Annotated in this window: 15 protein-coding genes; 3 read left to right on the top strand and 12 right to left on the bottom strand. The window is 64.0% G+C overall.

Features of this window, described 5'->3' with window-relative positions:
* Nucleotides 1-82: 82 nt before the first annotated feature.
* The 5 genes from HU752_RS10985 to truA form a co-directional block, all read right to left on the bottom strand.
* The gene (locus HU752_RS10985) at nt 83-781 is read right to left on the bottom strand and encodes an SPOR domain-containing protein (RefSeq protein WP_186689022.1); all 699 of its coding nucleotides are present in this window, start codon (nt 779-781) and stop codon (nt 83-85) included.
* Nucleotides 765-2,072, bottom strand: coding sequence for a bifunctional tetrahydrofolate synthase/dihydrofolate synthase (gene folC / locus HU752_RS10980; RefSeq protein ID WP_186689023.1), 1,308 nt, complete (start codon nt 2,070-2,072; stop codon nt 765-767). The genes HU752_RS10985 and folC overlap by 17 nt, the downstream gene beginning before the upstream one ends.
* Entirely contained in the window at nt 2,069-2,989 is a 921-nt protein-coding gene (accD, locus tag HU752_RS10975) for an acetyl-CoA carboxylase, carboxyltransferase subunit beta (RefSeq protein ID WP_186689024.1), read from the bottom strand. Before accD ends, folC begins: the two co-directional genes overlap by 4 nt.
* Before the next feature lie 106 nt (nt 2,990-3,095).
* Nucleotides 3,096-3,716: a phosphoribosylanthranilate isomerase gene (locus HU752_RS10970; protein ID WP_186689025.1), complete on the bottom strand. Its 621-nt coding sequence runs from the start codon at nt 3,714-3,716 to the stop codon at nt 3,096-3,098.
* Between the two features lie 63 nt (nt 3,717-3,779).
* Nucleotides 3,780-4,604: a tRNA pseudouridine(38-40) synthase TruA gene (truA, locus tag HU752_RS10965; RefSeq protein ID WP_186689056.1), complete on the bottom strand. Its 825-nt coding sequence runs from the start codon at nt 4,602-4,604 to the stop codon at nt 3,780-3,782.
* 220 nt (nt 4,605-4,824) lie between these two features.
* Between truA and HU752_RS10960 the strand changes: the two genes are divergently transcribed.
* A complete protein-coding gene (locus HU752_RS10960; protein WP_186689026.1) occupies nt 4,825-5,484 on the top strand; it encodes a M24 family metallopeptidase in 660 nt (219 codons plus the stop codon).
* Between the two features lie 75 nt (nt 5,485-5,559).
* Here the strand turns inward: HU752_RS10960 and HU752_RS10955 are convergent, their stop codons facing one another.
* The 7 genes from HU752_RS10955 to leuC all read right to left on the bottom strand — a co-directional run bounded on the left by HU752_RS10955 (nt 5,560) and on the right by leuC (nt 15,163).
* A complete protein-coding gene (locus tag HU752_RS10955; protein WP_186689027.1) occupies nt 5,560-8,184 on the bottom strand; it encodes a motility hub landmark protein FimV in 2,625 nt (874 codons plus the stop codon).
* A gap of 208 nt (nt 8,185-8,392) precedes the next feature.
* The gene (locus HU752_RS10950; protein WP_186689029.1) at nt 8,393-9,394 is read right to left on the bottom strand and encodes an aspartate-semialdehyde dehydrogenase; all 1,002 of its coding nucleotides are present in this window, start codon (nt 9,392-9,394) and stop codon (nt 8,393-8,395) included.
* 444 nt (nt 9,395-9,838) lie between these two features.
* The gene (asd, locus tag HU752_RS10945; RefSeq protein WP_054059667.1) at nt 9,839-10,951 is read right to left on the bottom strand and encodes an aspartate-semialdehyde dehydrogenase; all 1,113 of its coding nucleotides are present in this window, start codon (nt 10,949-10,951) and stop codon (nt 9,839-9,841) included.
* Between the two features lie 68 nt (nt 10,952-11,019).
* Complete coding sequence (gene leuB, locus HU752_RS10940; RefSeq protein WP_186689032.1) at nt 11,020-12,102, bottom strand: 3-isopropylmalate dehydrogenase; 1,083 nt, start codon at nt 12,100-12,102, stop codon at nt 11,020-11,022.
* A gap of 56 nt (nt 12,103-12,158) precedes the next feature.
* Entirely contained in the window at nt 12,159-12,923 is a 765-nt protein-coding gene (locus HU752_RS10935; protein ID WP_186689035.1) for a class I SAM-dependent methyltransferase, read from the bottom strand.
* Between the two features lie 165 nt (nt 12,924-13,088).
* Nucleotides 13,089-13,733, bottom strand: coding sequence for a 3-isopropylmalate dehydratase small subunit (gene leuD / locus HU752_RS10930; RefSeq protein ID WP_186689038.1), 645 nt, complete (start codon nt 13,731-13,733; stop codon nt 13,089-13,091).
* 11 nt (nt 13,734-13,744) lie between these two features.
* The gene (gene leuC / locus HU752_RS10925) at nt 13,745-15,163 is read right to left on the bottom strand and encodes a 3-isopropylmalate dehydratase large subunit (protein WP_186689041.1); all 1,419 of its coding nucleotides are present in this window, start codon (nt 15,161-15,163) and stop codon (nt 13,745-13,747) included.
* A gap of 154 nt (nt 15,164-15,317) precedes the next feature.
* Here leuC and HU752_RS10920 point away from each other — a divergent pair, with 154 nt between their 5' ends.
* Both HU752_RS10920 and HU752_RS10915 read left to right on the top strand, forming a co-directional pair.
* Nucleotides 15,318-16,208, top strand: a complete 891-nt coding sequence (locus HU752_RS10920; protein WP_186689043.1) for a LysR family transcriptional regulator — start codon at nt 15,318-15,320, stop codon at nt 16,206-16,208.
* A 66-nt stretch (nt 16,209-16,274) separates the two neighbouring features.
* A complete protein-coding gene (locus tag HU752_RS10915; protein ID WP_186689045.1) occupies nt 16,275-19,550 on the top strand; it encodes a PAS domain S-box protein in 3,276 nt (1,091 codons plus the stop codon).
* Nucleotides 19,551-19,954 lie beyond the last annotated feature (404 nt).

The raw sequence follows: 19,954 nt of genomic DNA, 5'->3' as shown, positions 1-19,954 counted from the left end.
AGACGGATAAGGCGGCGCATTTTAGCAGAGCGCCGCCTTGCTGGTAAGGCGATTGTTCGGTGGATTTCGTACAACCCGGCGCTTAACCGCGCTCGGGTTGGAAACGGACGACAAAACCCTTCAGGTTCTGCTGACGACCGAGCAGGTCACGCAGGCGATCAGCCTCCGCGCGCTCGATCAGGGGACCGACAAATACCCGGTTCTTGCCTTCGGCGGAACGGATATAGGCGTTGTAGCCCTGACTACGCAGGTTCTTCTGCAGGCTCTCGGCGCCCTCTCGGCTCGACAGGCTGGCCAACTGCACCGACCAGCTGATCGGCAGGCCGTTGGGGTCCACGCGGTTCTGCGTGGTATCGAGCTTGGCAGGGGCCTGTGCCACGACCTGGGCTGGCGTCTGCACGGGGGCAGCCGCTGGCTTGGCGGCCGGGGCAGGCACCGGCGTCGCCGGCTTGGTCGCGACCGCTGGAGCCACCGGCTTGGCGGCGGGTGCGACAGGAGCCGTAACGACCGGCTTGGCCGCGGGCGCTGCCGGAGCAGCCACCACCTCGTCTTCCTCAGGCGGCATCGATTCCTGCGGCAGCACCTGCGGCTCAGGCACCGCCACCGGTTCGACACGCACCTGGGGCATGGCCGAAGCCTGCGGCGCCGGCGGTGGGTCGACACGCACCTGACGCTGCTCATCCTGACGGGAAAACAGCATCGGCAGGAAGATCACCGCCAGCGCCACCAATACCAGCGCGCCAACCATCCGCTGCTTGTAAGCCCTATCCAGCAATGCCATCTGCAGCTTCCTCCGTGTCGCGCCGGGCCAGCCATTCCAGCGCCTCGGCTACGCAAAAGAACGATCCGAACAACAAAATCTCATCACCGGCTTCGGCCTGGGCACACTGCCCTTCCAATGCCGCCGCAACACTTTCGTAAGCCGTCACCGCCGCACCACGGGCCTGCAAGGCAGCCTGCAGGTCCGAGGCCGGGCGACTGCGCGGCGACTGCAGCGACGTGACCGCCCAATGCTGCACGTGGGCCTGCAACTGCGCCAGCACGCCATCGAGATCCTTGTCCGACAGCAGGCCAAACACCGCCAGGCGTCGCCCGGCCAGCGGCTGGCGCGCCAGGCGCTGGGCCAGGTACTCGGCGGCATGCGGATTATGCCCGACATCCAGCATCAACCTGACCGGCCGCCCCTGCCAATTGACGGTGCGCCGGTCCAGCCGACCCACGATCCGCGTTGCCTGCAACGCTGCGGCGATACGCTCGGGCTGCCAGGGCAAGCCCATCAATGCATAGGCCTGGAGCGCCAGCGCGGCGTTTTCCATCGGCAGGTCCAGCAACGGCAGGTCCTGCAGCTCGAGCGGCCGGCCCTTGTCATCAAGCCCCCGCCACTGCCAATACCGCTCGGTGGAAGCGAGATCGAAGTCGCGACCACGCAGGAACAGCGGGCTACCCAGCTCGCGCGCCTTGTCCAGCAGCGGCTGGGGCGGGTTCAGGTCGCCACACAGCGCCGGCCGGCCGGCACGGAAGATCCCGGCCTTCTCGTAGGCCACCGACTCACGGGTGTTGCCCAGGTACTCGGCATGATCGACACCGATGCTGGTCACCAGGGCGAAGTCGGCGTCGACCACGTTGACCGTGTCCAGACGCCCGCCCAACCCCACTTCCAGCACCACGGCATCCAGCTGCTCACGCTCGAACAGCCAGAACGCCGCCAGGGTGCCCATCTCGAAATAGGTCAGCGAGGTTTCGCCACGACCGGCCTCCAGTGCGACGAAGGCTTCGCACAACTGGGCATCGCTCGCCTCGACACCATTGATCTGCACACGCTCGTTGTAGCGCAGCAGATGCGGCGAGCTGTAGACACCGACCTTGAGGCCCTGCGCCATGAGCAGGGAGGCCACGAAGGCACAGGTCGAGCCCTTGCCGTTGGTGCCGGTCACGGTCACTACCCGAGGCGCCGGCTTGCCCAGCCCCATGCGGTTCGCTACCTCTTGCGAGCGCTCCAACCCCATGTCGATGGCCGATGGATGCAATTGCTCCAGGTAGGCGAGCCAGTCGCCCAGGGTACGTTCGGTCATACGTTTGCCGGGGCCGGTGGAACAACGACAGGCTCGACAGGTGCCGCCACGTAAGCCGGCGTCGGCAGACCCATCATCTGGGCCAGCAGGCTACCCAGGCGTGGGCGCAGTTCCTGGCGCGGGATGATCATGTCGATGGCACCGTGCTCCAGCAGGAACTCGCTGCGCTGGAAGCCTTCCGGCAGCTTCTCGCGCACGGTCTGCTCGATCACGCGCGGGCCGGCGAAGCCGATCAGCGCCTTCGGCTCACCGACGATCACGTCGCCGAGCATCGCCAGGCTGGCGGAAACGCCACCGTAGACCGGGTCGGTCAATACGGAGATGAACGGCAGGCCTTCTTCACGCAGGCGAGCCAGCACGGCCGAAGTCTTGGCCATCTGCATCAGCGAGATCAGCGCTTCCTGCATCCGCGCACCGCCGGAAGCCGAGAAGCAGACCATCGGGCAGCGTTTTTCCAGGGCATAGTTGGCGGCACGCACGAAACGCTCGCCGACGATGGCACCCATGGAACCGCCCATGAACGAGAATTCGAACGCGGACACCACGATCGGCATGCCCAGCAGGGTACCGCTCATCGAGACCAGGGCGTCTTTTTCGCCGGTCTGCTTCTGCGCCGCGCTCAGGCGGTCCTTGTACTTCTTGCCATCGCGGAACTTCAGGCGGTCGACCGGCTCCAGGTCAGCCCCCAGCTCGGCACGGCCTTCGGCGTCCAGGAAGATGTCGATGCGGGCGCGGGCGCCAATACGCATGTGGTGGTTGCACTTGGGGCAGACGTCCAGGGTCTTTTCCAGCTCCGGACGATAGAGCACCGCGTCGCACGACGGGCACTTGTGCCACAGGCCCTCGGGCACCGAGCTCTTCTTCACCTCGGAACGCATGATCGAAGGGATCAGTTTGTCTACTAACCAGTTGCTCATGCTTTCTTTCTCCAATTCGTTTTCGGCCCGTCGGACAACCGGGCCCGCCTGTTTTCTGTGGCGGTAAGCATGGACGGCGGCAGATTGCCGCCCGTCACATCGGCGATCAACTGGCGCGTACGGCCTGGATGAACGCCTTGATCTTCGCGGGGTCCTTGATGCCCTTGCTCAGTTCGACCCCACCGCTGGTATCCACGGCATACGGCTTGACCTGGGCGATGGCCTGCGCCACGTTGTCCGCGGTCAGGCCACCGGCCAGGATGATCGGCTTGTCCAGGCCCTGCGGCACCAGAGACCAGTCGAATACCTCACCGGTTCCCCCCGGCACGCCTTCGACATAGGTGTCGAGCAGGATGCCACTGGCCCCGGGGTAGGCCTGGCAGGCCGCGGCGATGTCGTCACCGGCCTTGACCCGCAGCGCCTTGATGTACGGCCGATTGAAGCCTTCGCACTGCGCGCTGGTCTCATCGCCATGGAACTGCAAGAGGTCCAGCGGCACCGCGTCGAGAATTTCGCCCAGTTCGCAACGGCTGGCGTTGACGAACAGGCCCACGGTGGTGACGAACGGCGGCAGCGCGGCAATGATGGCCCGCGCCTGCTGGAAGGTCACCGCCCGGGGACTCTTGGCATAGAACACGAACCCGATGGCATCGGCTCCGGCCTCGACCGCGGCCAACGCATCTTCAATGCGGGTGATTCCGCAAATTTTGCTGCGAACGGCGGACATTTCGTCAGAACCCCAAGGTTTTCCGGATAAAGTCCCGGATGGTAGCAAATGCTTTTCCGGGCGTCAGCCGGCAAGCTCCGAGAATCCGGTCAGGAAGTGTGGCCCGATATAACGCTCGGGCAACTCGAACTCGTCGCGGTACTCCACCTGCACCAGGTACAGGCCGAACGGATGCGCGGTCACCCCACCCGTGCGGCGGATACGGCTTTCCAGCACTTCACGGGCCCACTCGACCGGACGCTCGCCGGCCCCGATGGTCATCAGCACTCCGGCGATGTTGCGCACCATGTGGTGCAGAAAGGCGCCGGCCCGGATATCGATGACAATCATCTTGCCGTGCCGGGTCACCCGCAGGTGATGCACTTCCTTGATCGGCGACTTGGCCTGGCACTGCCCGGCGCGGAAGGCACTGAAGTCGTGGGTACCTACCAGGTAGCGCGCGGCCTCGGCCATGCGCTGTTCATCCAGCGGCCGGTGGTTCCAGGTGATTTCCTCGTTGAGGTGCGCCGGGCGGATCTGGTCGTTGTAGATCACGTACCGGTAGCGCCGGGCGATCGCCTTGAAACGGGCATGAAAATGCGCCGGCATGACCTTGGCCCAGCTGACACTGATGTCATGGGGCAGGTTGATGTTGGCGCCCATGGTCCAGGCCTTCATCGAGCGCTCGGCGCGGGTATCGAAGTGAACCACCTGCCCGCACGCGTGCACCCCGGCATCGGTACGCCCGGCGCACATCAGCGAAACCGGCGAATCCGCCACCTTCGACAGCGCGTCTTCCAGGGTCTCCTGGACCGACAGCACACCCGAGGCCTGGCGCTGCCAGCCGCGATAGCGCGAGCCCTTGTATTCCACACCCAGGGCGATTCGGTAAAAGCCTTCGGCCGCCATTTCGGCAGCCGGGTTATCTATATTTGCCAAGAACTTACAGCCTGATGATGGACGCAAAGGCGTGCATTATAAGGCCGTCGCCCAAGGACGCCACGCACCGGATGCTATTAGTTTGCAGCACGCGACAGCCAGGCGTCGGCCGCGAAGATTGCGCCACCGCGGAAAATATCGCTATATACAAAAAAACATAACGATAGACCCCCTACCCGAGAGCCGATGAATGAACGCAATCGATAAACAGGCGGTCGGCCAGGCCTACAGCCTGGACGGCATGCTCCACGCCAAACGCATGACCTGGCAGGCCATCGAGGAAATGGCCCGGCGCATAAAGCCCGGCATGCTCGAGTCGCAAGCCCGGGCGATGGGCCTTGAAGTTCTCAAGGAACAAGGCATGGACCGCATCTGGCACCCCCTACTGATCCGCTTCGGCACCAACACCCTGAAGACCTTCAAGCAGCGCTCCGAGGGCGACCCGGCGCTGGGCGAGAACGATATTTTCTTCATCGACCTGGGCGTGGTCTGGGACCGCCACGAAGGCGACTCGGGCGCTACGCTCACCACGGGCAACGACCCCGAGATGATCGCCTGCGCAGCAGCGGCCAAGACCCTGTTCGATCGTGTCCGGGATCACTGGGAACAACAGCGCGTCAGTGGCCCCGAACTGTATCGCTACGCCGAGGAACAGGCCGTGGCCATGGGCTGGATCCTGAACCTGGAGATCAAGGGCCACAGGGTCAGCGACTTCCCCCACGCCATCTACCGCGCCGGCGATCTGGGCGATTTCGAAGCCTGCCCGGATGTCGGCCTATGGATCCTGGAAATCCAGATCGCCCATCCAACGCGCCCGTTCGGCGCCTTCTACGAGGACCTGCTGAGCTGAGTGACCATCGGCCCGCCACGCAAACGACAACGGCAGCCCGAGGGCTGCCGTCGTGTCTATCGCGGGCGGATCGACTCAAGCCAGGCGCTTGAGCATTTCCTGGGCTTCGGTCTTCTGCACGTCACTGCCTTCACTGATCACTTCAGCCAGAATGTCGCGGGCGCCATCCTTGTCATCCATGTCGATGTAGGCCTGGGCCAGATCGAGCTTGGTCGCCGCCTCATCGGTTCCTGCGAGGAAATCGAACTCCGGCTCGTCATCACCCAGCGCGTCCTCCTGCTCAGTGAAGCTCGGCGTTGCCAGCGGCGGCTGCTCCAGACTCTGCGACAGGCGATCCAGCTCGGCATTGACGTCATCGAGCTCGTTGGTGAAAGCATTCGGCCCGGTGTCAGCCAGCAGATCATCGATCGCCAGGTCATCGGCCCCCAGATCGCTGCCAGCCAGGTCATCGGCCAGCGACAGGTCGAAGTCCGCCGGCAGCCCCAGGTCGTCCAGCGCATCCAGAGTCGGAACCTCGCCTTCCGGCACCTTCGGATCGTCGGCCAGCCCGAGCAGGAAGTCGTCATCGGCCAGGGGCGCAGCGACCGGCTCATCCCCTCCCAGGTCCAGGTCGAAGTCGGCCAGGTCGTCCAGGCCATCCAGCTCGTCCTTGGCCGCGGTCTGCTGCGCCAGCACCGAATCGAAGCTGAGGTCGTCATCGAGCTGCAGGTCGTCCAGGCTTTCCTCGACAGCCGGAGCAGCGACCGGGGTCACCGCCGCAGAAGCGGCTTCCAGGTCATCCAGGCTGAGATCGAAGTCATTGTCGAACACGTCCGCAGCCGGTTCAGGCGCGGCCACCACGGGCTCCGGAACGACAACCGGAGCCGGCTCGTCATCCTGCAGCAGGTCCTGGACGAACTGTTCATCCAGCTCGGCTGCGGCAGCTGCCGCCCCAAGACCGACCGCAGCCGCAGCCGCCGCCACGACCATGTTAGGGAAGCGACTCTTGAGCTGCTCGACCTTGGCCGGGTTGTCACCCGTGGCCGGCAATTGCTGCTCCTGGCGCACGAACGCATCGCGGTCACCCTGGCGACCGTAGACTTCCATCAGCTTCAGACGCACATCACTGCGCTGCGGCTCCAGCTTGACTGCCTCTTCCAGCAGATCGGCGGCCTGGTTCAGGCTACCACGCTGGATATGCAGTTCGGCCTGACCCAGCACATCGATCGGATGTTCAACTGCGGGAGCCGGCGCCGGGGCCGGCGCCAACTTTACATTGGGCGCGGGTACCTCCAGGCCCTCGAAGCTGCTTTCCGGCATGTCCAGGTCAGCCGAGAAGTCGGTTTCCTCGGACAGCGCCTTGGCCATGCGCTGATGCTTCTCGGCTTCCTGCTGGGCCTTTCGACGACGGACCAGCAACAACAGGAGCAGCAACGCCACCAGCACCACGGAACCGGCGATCAGGCCCATCAGGATCGGACTGGACAGCAGGTCGTCGAGCTTGCGCTCTTCGGTGGGCGCCGGCTGGGGCGCAGGCTCGATCGGCTTGGCAGCCTCGGCTGGAGCAGGTGTCGGCGTAGCGGCAACCGGAGCCGGAGCAGGAGCCACAGGCTTGGCCACCAGTTCAGCCGATACTGCCGGCTGAGCCGGGGCCGGCGCAGCAGCGGCGGCCGCACCCTCGGCCTGCAGCTTGGCCAGTTGGTCGTTCTTGAGATCGATCAGACGCTGCAGCTTGTCCAGCTGGCTCTGCAGGTCTTCCATGCGGCTCTTCAGCTCCGCATTGTCACGACGGGTGGCGTCGAGGCTTTCCTGGGTCATCGCCAGCTTGTTGGTGAGATTCTTGCTATCACCGGCCGCGCCCTTGCCACCCTTCTTGCCACTCTCGGCGGACACCAGGCTCAGCTTGTCCTTGTGCTCGCCGGCAGCAGGTGCACCCTGGCCGCCCTTGTGTCGGGTGGCGTCGATCTGCTGCTTGCCGCCATGCCCCTGGCCCGTACGGCGGCCCTGGCGCCAGGCGGCGTTCTGTGCGGCTACCTCGGCGATGGCCTTGGACTGCGGCAGGGCGGTGCTCTGCACGGTGTCAGGCATGCGCAACACCTGGCCGGTCTTGAGCCGGTTGATGTTGCCACCGACGAAGGCCCCCGGGTTCAAGGCCTGGATAGCCAGCATGGTCTGCTGCACGGAAGCGCCATTACGCTCACGGGCGGCGATTTCCCAGAGGGTATCCTTGGCACCGGTGGTGTACTGCTTGGCTTTCGTCGGCGCAGTGACTGGCGCGGTCGGCGCGACAGCAGGCTTGGCGGCTTCGCCGGCCGGGGCGTATTTCGATGGGTCGAGCAGCACGCTGTAGTCACGCATCAGCCGGCCCTGAGGCCACTGCACCTGGACCAGGAAGCGCACATAGGCTTCGGACAGCGGCTTGCTCGAGGTGACCCGAACCACACTGCGACCGTTGGGATTGATGACCGGCGTGAAGGTCAGGTCATTCAGGAAGTCCTGGCGATTGACGCCGGCATCGCTGAACGCCTGGGGAGAAGCGAGGCTGGGAACGATGTCGGAAGCACTGAGGCCACCAACGTCCTGCAATTCGATTTCCACCAGCAGTGGCTGGTTCTGGGTCGACTTCAGGGTCATCTCCCCCAGCCCAAGGGCATGCGCCATACCGGAAGACAGCGCCGAAGCGGCCGCTATTGCTAACACCAGTTTGCGAACTTGAACCATCAGCCTCTTCCTTTGTTTGTGCGTTCCTCGGCCAGCGAGAAGGTGGTGTAGCTGCCTTTCGGCATGGTGTGCAGCTCTGAAAATGTGACTGCGTCACCCTGTTGTCGCCGATGCCCCTGCAAGTGCCCGTGGGGCAGCTCACCTTCAGCAACCAGCCTGAGCATAGCGTCAGGCCAGAATCATTCTGCAAATTGTCGCCAAGTATCTTTTACAGCGGGTCTTTTATCAACAGCTCAGCCAGTTGCACGGCGTTCAGTGCCGCGCCCTTGCGCACGTTGTCCGTCGTCAGCCACAGGTTGAGCTGCGCCGGGTCATCCACGCCATGGCGGACCCGTCCGACGTAGACCACATCCTGGCCGACGGCATCACCGACCGCGGTCGGATAATCGTCAGCGTCCACCAGCTCGATGCCAGCAGCAGCCTCCAGCGCCTCGTTCACCGCTTGCAGGTCGACGTCGGCAGCGGCCTGCAGGGACACACTATAGCTATCGCCAAAAAACACCGGGGCTTGAACGCAAGTGACTGAAATTTTTAGTAAAGGTGCTTCCAGCAGTTCGCGCAACTCATTGACCAGGCGTTTTTCCAACGGCACATGTCCCTGGGCATCCGGCTTGCCGACCTGAGCCAGCAGGTTGAAGGCCACCTGGCGGTCGAAAACACGCGGTTCCAGCGGGCGCATGTTGAGCAGTTCCGCAGTCTGGCGAGCCAGCTCACTGACCGCTTCACGCCCCTGGCTGGACATCGCCAGGCACGCGGTCAGGCTCACCTGGCGAATCTCCAGCAGGCCCTTGAGCGGCGCCAGGGCCACGGCCAGCGCGGTGGCCGAAGCACTCGGGCTGCCGACCTGTACCGGTTTGCCCAGGCCGGACAGAATCCCGGGATTGGCTTCCGGCACCACCTGCGGGACCGGCAGAGCCCCCGACAGGTCGATCACCGCACAACCGGCTGCCGTCGCACGTGGAGCGAAACTGAGGGTGACCGCCGGGCCTGCGGCAAAGAATGCCAGCTGGACCTTGGCGAAATCGAATTCGTCGACTTCGCGAACACGCACGTTCTTGCCCCGGAAAGGCACCGACTGCCCTGCCGACTCGCTGCTGGCCAGCAGGTGCAGGTTGGCCACCGGGAAATCCCGCTCCTCGAGGATCTGCACCAGGGTTTCACCGACCGTGCCAGTGGCACCGATGACGGCAATATCAAGAGACTGGCTCATGGGATTTTCCTCAGGCAAAACGGGGGGAGCGGCACTTTACCCGTGAGCGGGCGGCCAGGCAATTTCTCGATGCTGGCGCCATGCTCCTGGGCAAGCGGACTGTTGTGGCGAGCGAGCTTGTTTGGTGAACATGCTGGTGATGGGTGGAACAGACTCGTGTGGCGAGCGGGCTTGTCGGAACGCCGCACCGCCGCGCTGGGGCGCGAAGCGGCCCTGACACCTGCGACCCCATTCTGCCTGACGTACCGGGGAAGCCGGCTTGGGGCTGCCTCGCAGCCCAGCGCGGGCAAGCCCGCTCGCCACACAAGGCCGCTCGCCACAAGTCCTTCATCCCAATCCATTCATCAGGGGAGCAGGAGCACCACAATAGTCCGCCTGAACCACCCACCAACAAAAAACCCGCGACTCTTGCGAGTCGCGGGTCGTTTTCAAGCCTTCGGCGAATCAACGCTCCAGCAGGATCCGCAGCATGCGGCGCAGCGGTTCGGCCGCACCCCACAGCAACTGGTCGCCAACGGTGAACGCACCGAGGAACTGCGAGCCCATGTTCAGCTTGCGCAGACGCCCTACCGGGATGTTCAGGGTGCCGGTGACCTTGGTCGGGCTCAGCTCCTGCATGCTGATCTCGCGCTGGTTCGGCACCAGCTTGACCCAAGGGTTGTGCTGGCTGATCAGGCCTTCGATGTCGGCCATCGGCACATCCTTGTTCAGCTTGATGGTCAGCGCCTGGCTGTGGCAACGCATGGCGCCGATGCGCACGCAGATACCGTCCACCGGGATCGGGTTCTTGAAGCGACCGAGGATCTTGTTGGTCTCGGCCTGGGCCTTCCACTCTTCGCGGCTCTGGCCGTTCGGCAGTTCCTTGTCGATCCACGGGATCAGGCTGCCAGCCAGCGGTACGCCGAAGTTTTCGGTCGGATAGGCATCGCTGCGCATGGTCTCGGCGACCTTGCGGTCGATGTCGAGGATGGCGCTGGCCGGGTTGGCCAGGTCATCGGCGACCGCCGCGTGGGTCGCGCCCATCTGGCGGATCAGCTCACGCATGTTCTGCGCGCCGGCACCGGAAGCGGCCTGGTAGGTCATGGCACTCATCCACTCCACCAGGCCAGCCTCGAACAGACCGCCCAGGCCCATCAGCATCAGGCTGACGGTGCAGTTGCCGCCGATGAAGTTGCGGGTGCCGGTGTCCAGCTGCTGGTCGATGACCTTGCGGTTGACCGGATCGAGAACGATGACCGCGTCATCCTGCATGCGCAGGCTGGAAGCGGCGTCGATCCAGTAACCCTGCCAGCCGGCTTCGCGCAGCTTGGGGAAAACCTCGCTGGTGTAGTCGCCGCCCTGGCAGGTCAGAATCACGTCGAGGGTTTTCAGCTCTTCAATGCTGTAGGCGTCCTTCAGCGGAGCAATATCCTTGCCCACGGCAGGGCCTTGGCCACCGACATTGGAAGTGGTGAAAAACACCGGCTCAATAAGATCGAAGTCCCGCTCTTCCAGCATCCGCTGCATGAGCACGGAACCGACCATACCGCGCCAACCGATCAGACCTACACGTTTCATCGCAACTACACCTTTTACAAAAGTGGGTCACCGCTTCCGGGGATGAAAGAAGCGGTGGGCCCGAGAGATTACAGATTCCGCAGCGCCTCGGCTACTGCGTTACCCATTTCCTGCGTTCCGACCCGGGTGCAACCCTCGGACCAGATGTCGCCGGTGCGCAAGCCGCGGTCCAGCACCACGCTCACCGCCTGCTCGATGGCCGCCGCCGCTTCGTTCAGGTTGAAGCTGTAGCGCAGCATCATCGACACCGAGAGGATGGTTGCCAGCGGGTTGGCGATGCCCTGTCCGGCGATGTCCGGAGCCGAGCCGTGGCATGGCTCGTACATGCCCTTGTTATTGGCATCCAGGGAGGCCGACGGCAGCATGCCGATGGAGCCGGTGAGCATCGATGCCTCGTCGGAGAGGATGTCGCCGAACATGTTGTCGGTGACGATCACGTCGAACTGCTTCGGTGCACGCACCAGCTGCATCGCCGCGTTGTCGACGTACATGTGGCTCAGCTCGACGTCCGGATAGTCCTTGGCGACCTCCTCGACCACTTCACGCCACAGTTGGCTGGACGCCAGGACGTTGGCCTTGTCCACCGAGCAGAGCTTCTTGCCGCGTACGCGGGCCATGTCGAAACCGACACGGGCGATACGGCGGATTTCGCTTTCGCTGTACGGCAGGGTGTCGTAGGACTGGCGCTCGCCGTTCTCCAGCTCGCGGGTGCCACGTGGCGCGCCGAAGTAGATACCGCCGGTCAGCTCGCGCACGATCAGGATATCCAGCCCGGCAACGATTTCACGCTTGAGGCTCGAGGCGTCGGCCAGTTGCGGGTAGAGGATCGCCGGACGCAGGTTGCCGAACAGGCCCAGTTGCGCACGGATTTTCAGCAGGCCACGTTCCGGGCGGATGTCACGCTCGATCTTGTCCCACTTCGGCCCACCCACGGCGCCCAGCAGCACCGCGTCGGCGGCACGGGCACGCTCCAGGGTCTCGTCGGCCAGCGGCACGCCGTGCTTGTCGATGGCCGCGCCACCGATCACGTCGTGGCTCAGCTCGAAGCCCAGGTCGTACTTCTCGTTGGCCAGCTCCAGCACCTTGACCGCTTCGGCCATGATTTCCGGACCGATACCGTCGCCTGGGAGAATCAGAATCTGCTTGCTCATGCTTTCCTCATGTCATCTGTCGGGTCGACCGTGAAACCGGGCGACCTGGAAAAAGTCTATCGCTCGGCCCACAGCACCAGTACATCTGTACTGAACGAACCATCGGCCTCAATCTCAAAATATTCCTGCACTTCGCTGCCCATTGCCTGCTGCAGGTCACGAATCGCCACCCGCAACGGCGCCGGAGTGCGCATGCGCTCGACCCAGGAGTTGAACTCCAGGCGCAACCGCTGACGGCCGGTACTGCGCACGTGCAGGCCCGCCTCACTGACCTGGCGCCCCCACTCGGCGGCCGAGTAATCACGCACGTGACTGGTATCGCGCAACACCTCGACAGTCTGCAGGTAGGTGTCGAACAACGGGCTGCCCGGGGACATTACGTCGATGAAGGCCGCCACGCCACCCGGTTTCAACACCCGCCGCACTTCCCGCAGGGCCAGGCCGAGATCACTCCAGTGGTGCGCGGAGTAGCGGCTGAAGACGAAATCGAACTCGCCATCGGCGAACGGCAGGCTTTCCGCCGCGCCTCGCACGGTTGCGATATTGTCCAGGCCACGATCCCTGGCGGCTGCGGCGACCACGTCGAGCATCTGCGGCGAGAGGTCGTAGGCGGCCACCTTGCCCACCAGCGGGGCGACGTGAAAACTCACATGACCCGCACCGCAACCCAGGTCCAGCACCCGCGCATTGGCGTGCCCGGCCAGCTCGGCCTGCAGCAGCGCGAACTCGGCGCCCTGGGCGTGTACGGCGCTGCTCAGGTAGGCAGCCGCCTGTTCACCAAACTGCTTTTGTACCACTTGGCTGTGGGCGTTGCTGGTCATGGGGTGGTCCTTTTGTCGGATTGCCGGTGGAGTTTGAGGGCCCCCTTCGCGGACAAGCCCTGCTCCTACAATTCACCGATATTGCGTACGCCTTCAACCTTGCGGGAGCAGCGCTTGTCGGAGCGCCGAACCGCCGCGAATCGGGCCCGCCCTGCCGATATCGAATCAGGCGTCGCGGAACAGCCACGGCTGGCTGGCGCGATGCTTGGCCTCGAACGCCGCGATCGCCTCACCGTCCTGCAGGGTCAGGCCGATATCGTCCAGGCCGTTGAGCAGGCAATGCTTGCGGAACGCATCGACTTCGAAGTGATAGACCTTGCCGTCCGGACGGGTCACGGTCTGGGCCGCGAGATCGACGGTCAGCTGGTAGCCCGGAGTGGCCTCGACCTGCTGGAACAGCTCGTCGACTTCGCTCTCGCTGAGAATGATCGGCAACAGGCCGTTCTTGAAGCTGTTGTTGAAGAAAATGTCGGCATAGCTCGGCGCGATGATGCTGCGGAAACCATACTCGTCCAACGCCCACGGCGCGTGCTCACGGCTGGAACCGCAACCGAAGTTTTCCCGCGCCAGCAGCACGCTGGCACCCTGGTAGCGCTCGGCGTTGAGTACGAAATCCTTGTTCAGCGGACGCTTGGAGTTGTCCTGGTAGGCATAACCGACGTCCAGGTAGCGCCACTCGTCGAACAGGTTCGGACCGAAACCGGTGCGCTTGATCGATTTGAGGAACTGCTTGGGAATGATCTGATCGGTGTCGACGTTGGCGCGATCCAGGGGCGCGACGAGACCGGTGTGCTGGGTAAAGGCTTTCATGTTGGTTTTCCTCAGATCAATTCGCGAACGTCGATGAAACGGCCGTTGATGGCAGCCGCCGCGGCCATGGCCGGGCTGACCAGGTGGGTACGCCCACCGGCACCCTGGCGCCCTTCGAAGTTGCGGTTGGACGTCGAGGCGCAGTGCTCGCCGCTTTCCAGGCGGTCCGGGTTCATCGCCAGGCACATCGAGCAGCCCGGTTCACGCCACTCGAAGCCGGCTTCGAGGAAAATCTTGTCCAGGCCTTCCGCTTCGGCCTGGGCCTTCACCAGGCCCGAGCCCGGTACGACCAGCGCCTGCTTGATCGTCGCGGCCACCTTGCGGCCCTTGGCAACTTGCGCGGCAGCACGCAGGTCTTCGATGCGCGAGTTGGTGCAGGAACCGATGAACACCCGATCCAGCTGGATATCGGTGATCGCCTGGCTGGCGGTCAGGCCCATGTACTTGAGTGCACGCTCGATGGAACCACGCTTGACCAGGTCCGGCTCTTGCGCCGGGTCCGGCACGTTCTGGTCGACGGCGAGCACCATCTCCGGCGAGGTGCCCCAGCTGACCTGTGGCTTGATCTGGGCGGCATCGAGCTCGACCACGGTGTCGAACACCGCATCGGCATCGGAGACCAGGTCCTTCCAGGCTTCCACGGCCAGGTCCCATTCCGCGCCTTTCGGGGCGAACGGACGGTCCTTGACGTAGGCGACGGTCTTTTCGTCCGTCGCCACCAGGCCCACGCGGGCACCGGCTTCGATGGACATGTTGCAGATGGTCATGCGGCCTTCGATGGACAGGTCGCGGATCGCACTGCCGGCGAACTCGATGGCATGGCCGTTACCGCCGGCGGTGCCGATCTTGCCAATGACGGCGAGCACGATGTCCTTGGCGGTCACGCCGATCGGCAACTGCCCTTCGACACGAACCAGCATGTTCTTCATTTTCTTGGCGACGAGGCACTGGGTGGCAAACACGTGCTCGACCTCGGAGGTGCCGATACCATGGGCCAGGGCGCCGAAGGCACCGTGGGTCGAGGTATGGGAGTCACCGCAGACCACGGTCATGCCCGGCAAGGTCGCGCCCTGCTCCGGGCCGATCACGTGGACGATGCCCTGGCGCACGTCGTTCATCTTGAATTCGGTGATGCCAAATTCGTCGCAGTAGTCGTCGAGGGTCTGCACCTGGATACGCGACACCTGGTCGGCGATCGCCTCGATGCCGCCCTTGCGCTCAGGGGTGGTCGGTACGTTGTGATCGGGCGTGGCGACGATCGAGTCGACCCGCCATGGCTTGCGGCCGGCCAGCTTGAGGCCTTCGAACGCTTGTGGCGAGGTCACTTCGTGAATGATGTGACGGTCGATGTAGATCAGCGACGACCCATCATCGCGCCGTTTCACTTCATGGGATTCCCAAAGCTTGTCGTAAAGCGTTTTGCCAGCCATCAGACGTTTCCTCATCAGCTTGTTTCTATGCCCCGGGTCTATTGATGACAGTTCTCAATAACCCTTTGGCTTGTGAGGTCGATGCTATGAGGTTAGAGTGAATAACTCAAATTCATAATTTTTATGCTTTGGATAGCCATCTGGAATACCGATCATGGATCTGGCCAACCTCAACGCCTTTATCGCGATTGCCGAAACCGGCAGCTTCTCCGGCGCCGGCGAACGCCTGCACCTGACCCAGCCGGCGATCAGCAAACGGATCGCCGGCCTGGAGCAGCAACTGAACGTCCGGCTGTTCGACCGACTGGGCCGCGAGGTCGGCCTGACCGAGGCCGGCCGCGCCCTGCTACCCCGGGCCTACCAGATTCTCAACGTGCTCGACGACACCCGCCGGGCCCTGACCAATCTGACCGGCGAGGTCAGCGGGCGCCTGACACTGGCCACCAGCCACCACATTGGCCTGCACCGCCTGCCGCCGCTATTGCGTGCCTATACCCGGCAGTACCCACAGGTAGCGCTGGACATTCAGTTCCTCGATTCGGAAGTCGCCTACGAGGAAATTCTTCACGGACGAGCGGAACTGGCCGTCATCACCCTGGCGCCGGAACCCCACCACCTGGTCCGCGCCGTTCCGGTATGGGACGACCCGCTGGACTTCGTCGTCGCTCCCGAACATCCGCTGGTCAGCAACGATACCGTCAGTCTGGGCGATATCGCTCACCGACCGGCGGTCTTCCCCGGCGGCAACACCTTCACCCATCACATCGTCCAGCGCCTGTTCGAGGCCCAGGGCCTGACGCCGAACATCGCCATGAGCACCAACTACCTGGAGACCATCAAGATGATGGTGTCGATCGGCCTGGCCTGGAGCGTGCTGCCACGCACCATGCTCGACGAACAGGTCGCGCGCATACCTTTACCGGGCATACAGCTCACTCGCCAGCTAGGCTATATCCTGCATACCGAACGGACGCTGTCGAATGCCGCACGGGCCTTCATGGCCTTACTGGATGCGCAGACGGATTTGCCGCCCCCTGCGGCATAAGCCGGCCCTGCCTCAGCCCAGGCCTCTTGCGGCAATAACGTGCCTTTCACCCAAGGACTGCCGTTGATGCCCAAGAACGCTAGTCGTATTCCGCCCTTGCCGCGCATCCATGCTCTCGACCCTCACGAGTCGGAAAAAAGCTGGGAAAGCGCCCCGCAGTTACTGGCCGCCCTCAATGGCGCCCGCCTGGGAGCCTGGTCCTGGGATATCGAGAGCGGCCAGGTCAGCTGGTCCCGCGGTACCCAGGCGCTGTTCGGCTTCGACCCGCACCAGCCGCTGCCCAAGGATGTCGACTACCTCGACCTGCTGCCGGCCGAGGATCGTGCCCGCACGCTACGCACCTTTCGTGCCGTGCTGGCCGGCGAACCGGTGGAACAGGCCATGCACCACCGCATCCGCTGGCCGGACGGCAGCCTGCATTGGCTGGAGATCAGCGGCAGCCTGCTGCCGGACAAGAACGGCAAGTCACGGATGATCGGGGTGATCCGCGAAGTCACCCAGCAACGCCAGCGCGAACAGGCCCTGAGCAGCTCGGAAAAACGCTTCGCCACGCTGTTTCACCTGAGCCCCAACATGGTGCTGCTGACCCGCGAGGAGGACGGCCTGATCAGCGAGGCCAACCAGTATTTCGAAAGCCTGTTCGGCTGGCCGGCCCTGCAGGTGATCGGCATGACCACCCTGGAACTGGGCCTGTGGGTCCATCCGGAAGAGCGCGGGCGACTGGTCCAGGCCCTGCGCACCCGGGGCGAGTCGGTCAGCCAGGAGGTCCAGTTCCGCGCCAGCAATGGCCAGATCCACGATGGCATCCTCAGCGCCCAGCGGGTCGAACTCGAAGGCCAGGCCTACCTGCTCAGCACCTTTCTCGACACCACCGAGCGCAACAATGCCGAACAGGCCCTCAAGGACAGCCAGGAGCGGCTCGACCTGGCCCTGGATTCAGCCCAATTGGGCACCTGGGACTGGCACATCCCCAGCGGCATGCTTTATGGCTCGGCACGCGCAGCACAGCTGCACGGCCTGGAACCACAACCGTTCCACGAATCCTTCGATGCCTTTTTCGACGGTGTGCCGCCCGAAGAACGCGAAAACATGCGCGAGGCCTACCACAGCTTGCGCGAAGGCCCGGCGGGCAACTACCAGGTGACCTATCGGGTCCAGCTGGACAATGGCACCTCGCGCTACCTGGAAAGCCGCGCCCGACTCTATCGCGACAACGAGGGCAAGCCGCTGCGCATGGCCGGCACCCTGCTCGACATTACCGAACAGGTGGAGCGCGAACAGCGCCTGCAGGCCTCGGAAGAGAAATTCGCCAGCCTGTTCCAGGCCAGCCCGGACCCGATCTGCGTGACGTTGCAGGACACCGGCCAGTTCATCGAGATCAACCCGGCCTTCACCCAGACCTTCGGCTGGAGCCTCGACGAGATCCGCCACCGCAGCGCCGACCAGATTGGCCTCTGGGAGGACTCGGCCAAACGCCTGCAACGCATCCAGCAGGTGATCCGCGACCAGGCGCTGAACAATGTCGCCGTAGTCGTACACCACAAGAGCGGCCAGGCCCTGACCTGCGTGATCAACAGCCGGCAGATCGAAGTCGAGCAACGCCCCTGCATCGTCACCACCCTGCGCGACATCACCCAGCAACAACGGGCCGAGGCCGCGCTCAAGGCCAGCGAGGAGAAATTCGCCAAGGCCTTCCACTCCAGCCCCGACGCCATCACCATCATCGAGCGCCAGAGCGGGCGCTACCTGGAGGTCAACGACGGCTTCTGCCGGTTGACCGGCTACTCCAACAGCGAGGTCATTGGCCGCACCGTGTATGAGATCGGTATCTGGGCCGACCACAAGGAACGCAGTTCCCTGCTCGATGAACTCAAGGAGCGCGGCCACGTCCCCCATCGCGACATGCTCGGGCGCAACAAGCGTGGCGACATACTGACGGTGGAAATCTCGGTCGAGCCGATCACCCTCAACGAGACCGCCTGCCTGCTACTGACCGCCCGGGACATCAGCCTGCTGAAAAATGCCCAGGCGCAGATCCGCCACCTGGCCTATCACGACCCGCTGACCAACCTGCCCAACCGGGCCATGCTGACCGACCGCCTGAGCCAGCAGATCGCCCTGCTCAAGCGCCACAACCTGCGCGGCGCCCTGCTGTTTCTCGACCTGGACCACTTCAAGCACATCAACGACTCCCTCGGCCACCCGGTGGGCGACACCGTGCTCAAGGTGATCACCGCGCGCCTGGAGGCCAGTGTCCGCATCGAGGACACCGTGGCACGGCTCGGTGGCGACGAGTTCGTGGTGCTGCTCAGCGGCCTGGAAGGCTCGCGCAACGAAGTGACGCAAAAGGTCCATGACCTGGCGGATACCATCCGCGAATTGCTGGCCGAGCCGATGTTCCTCGACGGCCAGCGCCTGCAGGTGACGCCGAGCATTGGCGTGGCACTGATCCCCGACCACGGCTCGACCCCGGCCGACCTGCTCAAGCGCGCGGATATCGCGCTGTACCGGGCCAAGGACTCCGGGCGCAACATCACCCAGATGTTCCACAGCACCATGCAGAAAGCCGCCAGCGAGCGTCTGCGCATGGAGAATGACCTGCGCCAGGCGCTCTCGCGCGGCGAATTCAGCGTGCATTTCCAGCCGCAGGTGGATGCCCGCGACAACAACATCATCGGTGCCGAGGCGCTGGTGCGCTGGCATCACCCGGAACTGGGCGCGCAATCACCCACCGAGTTCATCAAGGTCCTGGAGGACAGCGGCCTGATCCTCGAAGTCGGCACCTGGATTCTCGACCATGCCTGCGAGGCCTTCGGCGTACTGTTGCGCGAGGGGCTGATCGTGCACTCCTTCAGCCTGTGCGTGAACATCAGCCCGCGGCAGTTCCGCCAGGCCGATTTCGTCGAGCGGGTGGAGCGCTGCCTGCTAAGGCACAACGTGCCGTCCTCGATGCTCAAGCTGGAAATTACCGAAGGCATCGTGATCCAGAACATGGAGGACACCATCAGCAAGATGCGTCGCCTGAACAAGCTCGGCGTGAGTTTCGCCATGGACGACTTCGGCACCGGCTATTCGTCGCTGACCTATCTCAAGCGCCTGCCGGTGGACGCGCTGAAGATCGACCAGTCGTTCGTCCGCGACGCGACCCACGACCCCAACGACGCGGAAATCATCCGCGCGATCGTCGCCATGGCTCGCAGCCTGGGGCTGATGGTGATTGCCGAAGGCGTGGAGTTGCCCGAGCAACTGATGTTTCTCGAAGGCCTGGGCTGCCACCTCTACCAGGGCTACCTGCACAGCCGGCCGCTACCACTGGAGGATTTCAAGAAGCTCCTCGGGTGAGCATCCCCGTGCTGGGTTCTTGGGGTTAGCATCCTGGTGATGGGTGGAACGGACTTGTGTGGTGAACGGACCTATGTGGCGAGCGGGCTTGTGTGGCGGGCAGGCTTGTGTGGCGAGCGGGCTTGCCCGCGCTGGGGCGCGAAGCGGCCCTGAAACCCGCGACCCCATTCTGCCTGGCGTACCGGGGAAGCCGGTTTGGGGCTGCCTCGCAGCCCAGCGCGGGCAAGCCCGCTCGCCACAAGTCGCCATGGCCCACAGCCTGGGGCTGATGATAACTGCCAAAGGGGTGGAGTTGCCGGAGCAACTGATGTCCCTCGAAAGCCTCGGTTGCCACCTGTACCAGGGATGCATCGATCTCAAGACCCCCACTCACCCAAGGTGCCAACCCCAAAAAATACAAAACC

The organism is Pseudomonas vanderleydeniana, from assembly GCF_014268755.2.
GTDB lineage: Bacteria > Pseudomonadota > Gammaproteobacteria > Pseudomonadales > Pseudomonadaceae > Aquipseudomonas > Aquipseudomonas vanderleydeniana.
The sequence above is the reverse complement of the archived record's forward strand: the minus strand, read 5'-3'. Positions and strand labels throughout refer to the sequence as shown.

Coding starts and splice junctions, on each gene's coding strand:
- HU752_RS10970 (WP_186689025.1), bottom strand. CDS start 3,716: ATGTCCGCCGTTCGCAGCAAAATTTGCGGAATCACCCGCATTGAAGAT.
- leuB (WP_186689032.1), bottom strand. CDS start 12,102: ATGAGCAAGCAGATTCTGATTCTCCCAGGCGACGGTATCGGTCCGGAA.
- HU752_RS10955 (WP_186689027.1), bottom strand. CDS start 8,184: ATGGTTCAAGTTCGCAAACTGGTGTTAGCAATAGCGGCCGCTTCGGCG.
- truA (WP_186689056.1), bottom strand. CDS start 4,604: ATGGCGGCCGAAGGCTTTTACCGAATCGCCCTGGGTGTGGAATACAAG.
- HU752_RS10935 (WP_186689035.1), bottom strand. CDS start 12,923: ATGACCAGCAACGCCCACAGCCAAGTGGTACAAAAGCAGTTTGGTGAA.
- folC (WP_186689023.1), bottom strand. CDS start 2,072: ATGACCGAACGTACCCTGGGCGACTGGCTCGCCTACCTGGAGCAATTG.
- leuD (WP_186689038.1), bottom strand. CDS start 13,733: ATGAAAGCCTTTACCCAGCACACCGGTCTCGTCGCGCCCCTGGATCGC.
- leuC (WP_186689041.1), bottom strand. CDS start 15,163: ATGGCTGGCAAAACGCTTTACGACAAGCTTTGGGAATCCCATGAAGTG.
- accD (WP_186689024.1), bottom strand. CDS start 2,989: ATGAGCAACTGGTTAGTAGACAAACTGATCCCTTCGATCATGCGTTCC.
- HU752_RS10915 (WP_186689045.1), top strand. CDS start 16,275: ATGCCCAAGAACGCTAGTCGTATTCCGCCCTTGCCGCGCATCCATGCT.
- asd (WP_054059667.1), bottom strand. CDS start 10,951: ATGAAACGTGTAGGTCTGATCGGTTGGCGCGGTATGGTCGGTTCCGTG.
- HU752_RS10985 (WP_186689022.1), bottom strand. CDS start 781: ATGGCATTGCTGGATAGGGCTTACAAGCAGCGGATGGTTGGCGCGCTG.
- HU752_RS10960 (WP_186689026.1), top strand. CDS start 4,825: ATGAACGCAATCGATAAACAGGCGGTCGGCCAGGCCTACAGCCTGGAC.
- HU752_RS10950 (WP_186689029.1), bottom strand. CDS start 9,394: ATGAGCCAGTCTCTTGATATTGCCGTCATCGGTGCCACTGGCACGGTC.
- HU752_RS10920 (WP_186689043.1), top strand. CDS start 15,318: ATGGATCTGGCCAACCTCAACGCCTTTATCGCGATTGCCGAAACCGGC.